Annotated in this window: 5 protein-coding genes and 3 tRNA genes; 2 read left to right on the top strand and 6 right to left on the bottom strand. The window is 38.4% G+C overall.

Annotation, left to right across the window (positions count from 1 at the left end; genetic code table 11):
• Positions 1-203: 203 nt before the first annotated feature.
• From ACYPXO_RS06310 to gdhA, 4 genes are all read right to left on the bottom strand, one after another.
• Positions 204-277 (bottom strand) — tRNA-Met (locus tag ACYPXO_RS06310).
• Positions 278-299: 22 nt separating this feature from the next.
• A tRNA-Val gene (locus ACYPXO_RS06305) sits at positions 300-372 on the bottom strand.
• Positions 373-378: 6 nt separating this feature from the next.
• Positions 379-452 (bottom strand) — tRNA-Met (locus tag ACYPXO_RS06300).
• Between the two features lie 164 nt (positions 453-616).
• A complete protein-coding gene (gene gdhA, locus ACYPXO_RS06295; RefSeq protein ID WP_459639766.1) occupies positions 617-1951 on the bottom strand; it encodes an NADP-specific glutamate dehydrogenase in 1335 nt (444 codons plus the stop codon).
• A gap of 219 nt (positions 1952-2170) precedes the next feature.
• Between gdhA and ACYPXO_RS06290 the strand changes: the two genes are divergently transcribed.
• Together ACYPXO_RS06290 and ACYPXO_RS06285 are read left to right on the top strand one after the other, a co-directional pair.
• The gene (locus ACYPXO_RS06290; RefSeq protein WP_459639765.1) at positions 2171-3532 is read left to right on the top strand and encodes a TrkH family potassium uptake protein; all 1362 of its coding nucleotides are present in this window, start codon (positions 2171-2173) and stop codon (positions 3530-3532) included.
• A gap of 15 nt (positions 3533-3547) precedes the next feature.
• The gene (locus ACYPXO_RS06285) at positions 3548-4192 is read left to right on the top strand and encodes a potassium channel family protein (RefSeq protein ID WP_459639764.1); all 645 of its coding nucleotides are present in this window, start codon (positions 3548-3550) and stop codon (positions 4190-4192) included.
• On the opposite strand, the gene ACYPXO_RS06280 is transcribed toward ACYPXO_RS06285, so the two are convergent.
• Both ACYPXO_RS06280 and ACYPXO_RS06275 read right to left on the bottom strand, forming a co-directional pair.
• A complete protein-coding gene (locus ACYPXO_RS06280) occupies positions 4189-4890 on the bottom strand; it encodes a response regulator (RefSeq protein WP_459639763.1) in 702 nt (233 codons plus the stop codon). The genes ACYPXO_RS06285 and ACYPXO_RS06280 overlap by 4 nt on opposite strands.
• Before the next feature lie 157 nt (positions 4891-5047).
• On the bottom strand, positions 5048-8803 hold the full coding sequence (locus ACYPXO_RS06275) for a phosphoribosylformylglycinamidine synthase (RefSeq protein WP_459639762.1): 3756 nt from the start codon (positions 8801-8803) through the stop codon (positions 5048-5050).
• Positions 8804-8857: the final 54 nt, after the last annotated feature.

Raw genomic sequence — 8857 nt, 5'->3', positions numbered from 1 at the left:
TTTTCCTTTCTGCAATATAGCCTGAACAACTTTATTGTAAATGGAAAGGTGATTTTTGTGTATAACAATCGACGCGCACCCGCATAGCGGGTGGTTCATTGTTTCGCCCATCTCCATTTTTCGGATCAACGAAAAACTCCAATGGGCTCAACAGACTAAAGTCCATAATAAAAAAGGTTGTGTAATTTCACAACCTTTTATAATAGCGGGAACTGGATTCGAACCAGCGACACTACGGGTATGAACCGTATGCTCTAGCCAACTGAGCTATCCCGCCATATTCAATTTTTAAAATAATATGGGACCAACAGGGCTCGAACCTGTGACCCCCTGCTTGTAAGGCAGGTGCTCTCCCAGCTGAGCTATGATCCCATATAGTAGCGGGAACTGGATTCGAACCAGCGACACTACGGGTATGAACCGTATGCTCTAGCCAACTGAGCTATCCCGCCGCATTTAAGTTTTTGTAACTCAAACCTGCTCCGCTATTATACTATTAATATCGACAAATTGTCAATACTTTTTTTCACTTTTTTTACTTTTGATAGGATTTGCCAAAACAAAGCCAATAAATCGAATTGTTTTAGCAAATCCTTTTTACTATCAAAAACCTGTTTTATACAACACCCTGTGCTGTCATTGCCTCAGCCACTTTTTCAAATCCGGCAATATTTGCACCCACAACGTAGTTGCCTTTCACACCGTATTTTTCAGCAGCCGCAGCCATATTATGACAAATATTTACCATAATACCTTTTAATTTTCCGTCTACTTCTTCAAAACTCCAACTTAATCTTTCACTGTTCTGTGACATCTCCAATGCAGATGTAGCAACCCCTCCGGCATTTGCCGCTTTACCCGGAGCAAATAATACACCATTTTTCTGGAAATATTCTGTCGCTTCCAATGTAGTAGGCATATTCGCACCTTCTGCAACTGCAATAACACCATTTGCAACTAACGCTTTTGCATCTTCTAAATCTAACTCATTCTGTGTTGCGCAAGGAAGAGCAATGTCAACTTTAACTGACCACACTCCTTTTCCTTCATGATACTCTGCGTTTGGTCTGTATTTTGTATATTCTGTTAATCTTTCACGTTTTACTTCTTTAATTTCTTTCAATGCTTCCAAATCAATTCCGTCAGCATCATAAACCCATCCTGTAGAATCGCTTACTGTTACAACTTTTGCTCCCAACTGCTGTGCTTTTTCCGTAGCATAAATAGCAACATTACCTGCTCCTGAAACAGCAACCGTTTTTCCTGCAAGTTCAATTCCGTTTAACTTTAACATTTCTTCTGTCAAATATAAAAGACCATATCCTGTTGCTTCTCTTCTTGCCAATGAACCGCCGTAACTTAAACCTTTTCCTGTAAGCACGCCTTCATATACTCCACGGATACGTTTATACTGTCCGAACAAATATCCGATTTCTCTCGCTCCCGTTCCAATATCTCCTGCCGGAACGTCAGTATCAGCTCCGATATATTTGCATAACTCAGTCATAAAACTCTGGCAAAACGCCATAATTTCTCTGTCTGATTTTCCCTTAGGGTCAAAGTCACTTCCACCTTTTCCACCGCCGATTGGAAGTCCTGTCAATGAGTTTTTAAATACCTGTTCAAATCCTAAAAATTTGATGATTCCTAAATTTACTGAAGGATGTAAACGCAATCCTCCCTTGTAAGGACCGATTGCACTGTTAAACTGAACGCGGTATCCTGTGTTGACATGAACCTGACCATTGTCATCTACCCATGGTATACGGAATTTGAACTGTCTTTCCGGTTCTACCATTCTCTCTAATAAAGCATCTCTTCTATATTGCTCCTCATTTGCCTCCACAACGACACGCAAAGATTCCAATACTTCTTTTACTGCCTGATGAAATTCCGGTTCTGCCGGGTTTTTCTTTACTACTAATTCAATTACCTCATCTACATATGACATAACTTCTACCTCCTAATTCAAAATCAGCCGTGCAGAATGTGTTCTGTACGGCTTTGGTGTTTTTGACACTTTATTAGTATAATGTATTATCTTGTGAAATTCAAGAACTTTTTTCTTTATATAATCTTTATACTCTGGTATTTTTCTTTATACTCTTTTAATTATTAAACTCTTATTATTTATATAGTTTGACTATTTTTATCAAAGAGGTATTTTATTATGTCAACCATACATAAAATTCAAAATTATTTTCTTCATCTTTCTCCGATGAAGATTCTTTTATTTGGATACTGTACCATTATATTTATCGGCTCATGTCTTTTGAGCCTTCCCATTTCCGTACGTAATCCTCAGGATGCTGATTTTTTTACCGGATTTTTCACCGCAACTTCAGCAACCTGTGTAACGGGATTAATTAAAGTGGATACATATACACATTGGTCTTTCTTTGGACAGGCTGTCATTCTCGGTCTGATACAAGTCGGTGGTATTGGATTTATGACACTTTGTATTTCCATTATGACCATTACAAAAAGGAAAATAGGTCTTGTATCACGTTCATTAATGCAAAACTCTGTATCCGCACCACAGATTGGCGGAATTGTAAAAATGACCCGCTTCATTATAATAGGTACGTTTCTTATCGAGGGAATCGGCGTTATTTTACTTTCCTTTCATTTCTGCTCCATGTTTGGACTAAAGAAAGGTATTTGGTATTCCATATTCCACAGCATCTCTGCTTTCTGCAATGCAGGATTTGATTTAATGGGAACGGTACAACCATTCTCCTCCCTTACCGGAGAAGTTGGCAACTGGTATGTAAACATTATTATCATGCTGCTGATTATTATCGGCGGACTTGGTTTTTTTGTTTGGCATGATATTCTTACAACCAAATGGCATTTTCACAAAATGCATCTACATACAAAACTTGTATTATCCGTAAGTATTTTTTTAATCATCGGAGGAAGCCTTCTTCTCTTCGTCTGTGAACAAGGTACACCGATGTTTGAAAAACTTTCTTTATCCGAACAGTTGGCAGCCTCCAGTTTTCAATCTGTCAGCGCCAGAACGGCAGGATTTAATACAATTGATTTAGCAGGTCTTACACAGACTGGAAGGTTTATAATGCTTCTTCTTATGCTTGTAGGTGGTTCACCGGGATCAACTGCCGGCGGTATCAAGACAACTACATTCGCAGTATTATTCCTTTCCGTACTCACTACATTCCGTAACCGTAAATCTACGGAAGTGTTCGGAAGACGTTTGGAAGATTTTATTACAAGAAAAGCGACCTGCGTATTTATTTTATACATTACACTTTCTTTCTCAATCGGAATGTTTATTTCCCGTGTGGAAGGAATTAATCTTGTTGATTCCCTTTTTGAAAGTGTATCTGCTATCGCTACCGTAGGTTTGACAACAGGTATCACCCCCGGATTAAGCACTCTTTCACACGGCCTGCTCGCCTTTTTAATGATATTCGGAAGAGTTGGCTCACTGACAATGCTTTTGGCATTCTCATTTACAAAAAAACAAGCGCCTTCAACATCACCGTTGGAGAAAATTCAAATTGGATAATGGAGTGAATATATTATGAAATCTATTTTAGTTATCGGACTTGGGCGTTTTGGTCGCCATATGACAAAAAAATTTATCGAAGAAGGAAATTCTGTTCTTGCTATTGAAAAAAATGAAGAAAGGGCAGATAACGCCATTGATATTTTAAATGATATTCAGATTGCTGACGCCACAAATGAATCTTTTATTAAATCTTTAGGCGTAAATAACTTTGATTTATGTGTTGTTGCTATCGGTGATAATTTTCAGAGCGCCTTAGAAATCACAGTTCTTTTAAAAGACTTCGGAGCAAAATATATTCTTGCCCGTGCTTGCCGTGACGTACACCGCAAATTATTGCTCAGAAACGGAGCTGATCATGTTGTCTACGCTGAACGTGAAATGGCTGAACGTCTTGCAGTAAAGTATGGTTCAAAAAATATTTTTGACTATATCGAACTGACGCCGGATACCGCTATATGTGAAATCGCCGTTCCGTCAAGTTGGGTAGGTAAAAGTATCGTAGAAAAGGCAGTACGCAACCGCTATAACATCAGCATTCTTGCAACAAAAAAAGAGGGAGAAATCTTCCCTCTTCCACATCCTGAACACGTTTTCACTAAAAGTGAAACTTTGATTATTATGGGACACAAGAAAGTAATTCATTCTTTTACTTACTAATCGGGTACGCGTATCATTCTGTATCCGACTCCCACATGAGTCTGTATATATTGTGGATTTTGTGGGTTTTCTTCAATCTTCTTCCGAAGTGTTGCCATGAAAACCCGCAAAGATGCCACATCACTCTCCCACGAATTTCCCCATATCTCTCTTGTCAGATAAGTATGTGTCAATACTTTTCCCACATTTTTGGATAATAAAACAAGCAATTTGTATTCTATCGGAGTTAAATGTAGTTCCCTCTCTTTCAGATAAGCACATCCCGATACATAATTAATACGCAATTCACCATTGATAAATTCTGTCTGCTCGGGACTTGAATATATCATACGTCTTTCTCTTCGCAACACGACACGTATTCTCGCTAACAACTCATCTACGGAAAAAGGCTTTGTTAAATAATCATCCGCTCCCGAATCCAGCGCCATTATCTTATCCTTGTCTTCATTTCTTGAACTGATCACAATAATCGGCACATTCGACCATGAACGAATTTTCTGTATCACTTCTATTCCGTCCATATCCGGAAGTCCCAAATCAAGAAGCAGAACATCCGGCTTCTGCGAGGCCACTTCTAAAAGTCCCTGCATTCCATTCGATACAGCGTGAGAACGATATTCCTGTGTTTCCATTGTTGTCGTAATTAAACTGCGAATAGCCTTATCATCATCCACAACCAATATCAATGGTTTATTCATCTTCCTCTTCTCCTCTTACCTGCCATTTCATATATCGCCATTATAACACAACATTTTATTTCGGCAACCTTTTATTACGCAAAAATTCTCATACACATAATGGCATATCATGCAAAAAACGGGGAGTTTACACTCCTCCGTTTTCTCTGCATTCTTCCTATTTAAAATATTTTACTCCTGATTCAAATATCTTCATATCCTGTTCGCCGTAAATGTTGATTGCAACTCCATCTCCACGTCTTTCGGAATGAGCCATTTTACCAAGCACACGTCCGTCAGGGCTTGTAATACCTTCGATTGCTCTGTATGAACCGTTTGGATTCCATTCTTCATTCATTGTGATATTTCCATCTAAATCACAATACTGTGTTGCTACCTGTCCATTTGCAAACAATTCATTCAACACTTCCTCAGATGCTACAAAACGTCCTTCTCCGTGTGATGCAGGGTTTGTATAAACTCCTCCAAGTTCTGCTCCCTGTAACCATGGAGATTTATTTGTTACTACTTTTGTATAAACCATCTTAGAAATGTGACGTCCGATAGTATTATATGTCAATGTCGGTGAATTTTCTGTTTGTCCACAAATCTTACCGTAAGGAACTAATCCTAATTTAATCAATGTCTGGAAGCCGTTACAGATACCAAGTACAAGACCATCTCTTTCATTAATTAATTTTTCTACTGCTTCTTTTAATTTTGCATTTTGGAATGCAGTTGCAAAGAATTTAGCAGAGCCATCAGGTTCATCTCCCGCACTAAATCCACCCGGGAACATAATCATCTGTGACTGTGCAATAATTTTTTCAAATTCAGCAACTGAATCGCGAATATCTGAAGCATCTAAGTTACGGAAAATCTTTGTAACAACTTTTGCTCCTGCACGTTCAAAGGCTTTTGCACTGTCATACTCACAGTTTGTTCCAGGGAATACAGGAATAAATACTGTAGGCTGTGCAACTTTGTTTTTGCATACATAAATTTTATCTGTATTAAATAATTCTTCTTTTACTGCCTCAGGTTTTGTTGCTCCTGATGTTGTTGCAAATACTTTTTCAAGCGGTGCTTTCCATGTTTCCACTGCTTCATCTAAACCGATTGTCATATCACCGTATGTAATCGCTCCCTTATCTGTCACTTCACCGATAACTGTGTGAGCAATTGTAAGGTTATCCACTTCATTTGCAGGAACTTCCGCAATAATATCTCCGAAATAGCAAGCAAATAAATCTTCTTTCTCTACAGATGTGCTGATTTCCACACCCATACCGTTACCGAATGCCATTTTACTTACGGCAGCTGCAATACCATGACAATCTAATGTGTAGGCAGATACAATTTTTCCGCCCTGTACATCATCTCTAAATTTACCATATTGTTCCATAACGCTTTCGTATACCGGTAAATCATATTCATCTGTATCAATATGAAGCCATACTAATTTGTTTCCTGATGCTTTTAATTCCGGTGTAATAATATCTTTCTTCTCTGCAACATCCACTGCGAAAGATACCAATGTAGGCGGAACATCAATATCCTGGAATGTTCCTGACATACTATCTTTTCCACCGATTGATGCAAGTCCAAGTCCTAACTGAACACTGTAAGCACCCAATAATGCTGCAAATGGCTGACTCCATCTGCTCGGATCTTCTGTCATACGACGGAAATATTCTTGGAATGTTAAGTGGATTTTGCGATAATCTCCACCGTTTGCAACAATCTTTGCTACAGATTCAAGAACTGCATAAACAGCACCATGATATGGACTCCAACTAGATAAATATGGGTCAAATCCATAACTCATCATTGTTACTGTATCACATTTTCCATTTAATACCGGCAATTTAGCAACCATTGACTGCGTTTCTGTCATCTGATATTTACCACCATGCGGCATAAATACAGAGCCTGCACCGATTGAACCGTCAAATCTTTCTACAAGACCTTTCTGTGAACATACATTTAAATCCTGTAATGTATTTAACCATTTTTCTCTTACATCATCCACTTCCGAACGAACAAGAATACTATCTGCTCTGTTAGGCACATCTACTTTAACAGTTGTTTCCTGATGTGCTCCGTTTGTATCAAGGAAGGCTCTTGAAATATTTACAATTTCTTTTCCTCTCCAGTTTAATACAAGTCTAGGGCTTTCTGTTACAACAGCAACTTCAACTGCCTCAAGGTTTTCTTCTTTTGCATATCCTAAAAACGCCTCTACATCTTTCGGATCTACAACAACCGCCATACGTTCCTGAGATTCAGAAATCGCAATTTCTGTTCCGTCAAGTCCTGCATATTTTTTAGGAACTTTATCTAAATCAACTTTTAATCCCGCTGCAAGTTCTCCGATTGCTACAGAAACTCCGCCTGCACCAAAGTCATTACATTTTTTAATTAATTTACTTACTTCTTCTCTTCTGAATAAACGCTGGATTTTACGTTCTGTAGGTGGATTTCCTTTCTGTACTTCGGCTCCACAAGTTTCAATAGATTCTTCTGTATGTACTTTAGATGAACCTGTTGCTCCACCGCATCCGTCACGTCCTGTACGTCCTCCTAATAAAATGATGATATCTCCAGGATCAGATGTTTCTCTGATAACCGCTCTTCTTGGTGCTGCACCGAGAACTGCTCCGATTTCCATACGTTTTGCCACATAATCAGGATGATAAATTTCTTTTACTGCACCTGTTGCAAGTCCAATCTGGTTACCATATGAACTGTAACCATGTGCTGCACCTGTTACAAGTTTCTTCTGAGGAAGTTTTCCTTTCATTGTTTCTTTAACAGAAACAGTAGGGTCTGCTGCACCTGTCACACGCATTGCCTGATAAACATAAGTACGTCCTGAAAGCGGGTCACGGATCGCTCCACCAAGACAAGTTGCCGCACCACCAAATGGCTCGATTTCTGTAGGGTGGTTATGTGTTTCATTTTTAAAGTTTACAAGCCATTCTTCTTCCACTCCATCTACAGTAACCGGAACAACAATACTACAAGCATTGATTTCTTCTGACTCTTCCTGATCATTTAATTTACCTTCACGTTTTAATTTACGCATTGCCATAAGTGCTAAATCCATAAGACATACGAATTTATCTTCGCGTCCTTTGAAAATTTCACTATGATCTGCCAAATATTGTTTATATGAATTAACGATTGGTTCTTTATAATCCCCTTCACCAAATGTTACTTCTTTTAATTCTGTTGAGAATGTTGTATGACGGCAGTGGTCAGACCAATATGTATCTAACACACGGATTTCTGTCATAGATGGGTCACGTTCTTCTTCACCTTTAAAATATCCCTGAATATGAAGAAAATCTTTAAATGTCATGGCAAGTCCTAAAGAATTATATAATTCTTTTAATTCTGCCTCTCCCATATCTTTAAAGCCATCAAAAATCTTTACATCTTCTGGTTCTTCAAATACTGTCACAAGTGTTTCCGGTTTTTCTGCGTCTGCTTCTCTTGAATCTACCGGATTGATGCAATGTGTCTTTACTGCCTCAAATTCTTCATCCGAAATATTTCCTTCCATTACATAAGTAGTAGCGGTTTTGATTACCGGCTGTTCATCTTCTTTAATAAACTGTACACACTGAACTGCCGAATCTGCACGCTGGTCAAACTGTCCCGGTAAATATTCTACCGAAAACACACGGCTTCCTTCTGCCATATCAAATGTTTCATGATATAATACATCTACAGGAGGCTCTGCAAACACCCCGTTACATGCTCTTTCAAATGTTTCCTCAGAAAGATTCTCAATATCATAACGATTTAATACTCTTACGTTTGTAATCGTCTTAATTCCTAAATAGTTTTCCACTTCCTGACGTAACTCTTTTGCCTGTACTGCAAATTCTGGTTTTTTCTCTACATATACGCGTTTTACACTACTCATAATTTCCTCCATTTTAATAAGTACATTTACTGCTAGTTGCATTTTAACATATTT

The organism is Faecalimonas canis (assembly GCF_054601575.1).
The sequence above is the reverse complement of the archived record's forward strand: the minus strand, read 5'-3'. Positions and strand labels throughout refer to the sequence as shown.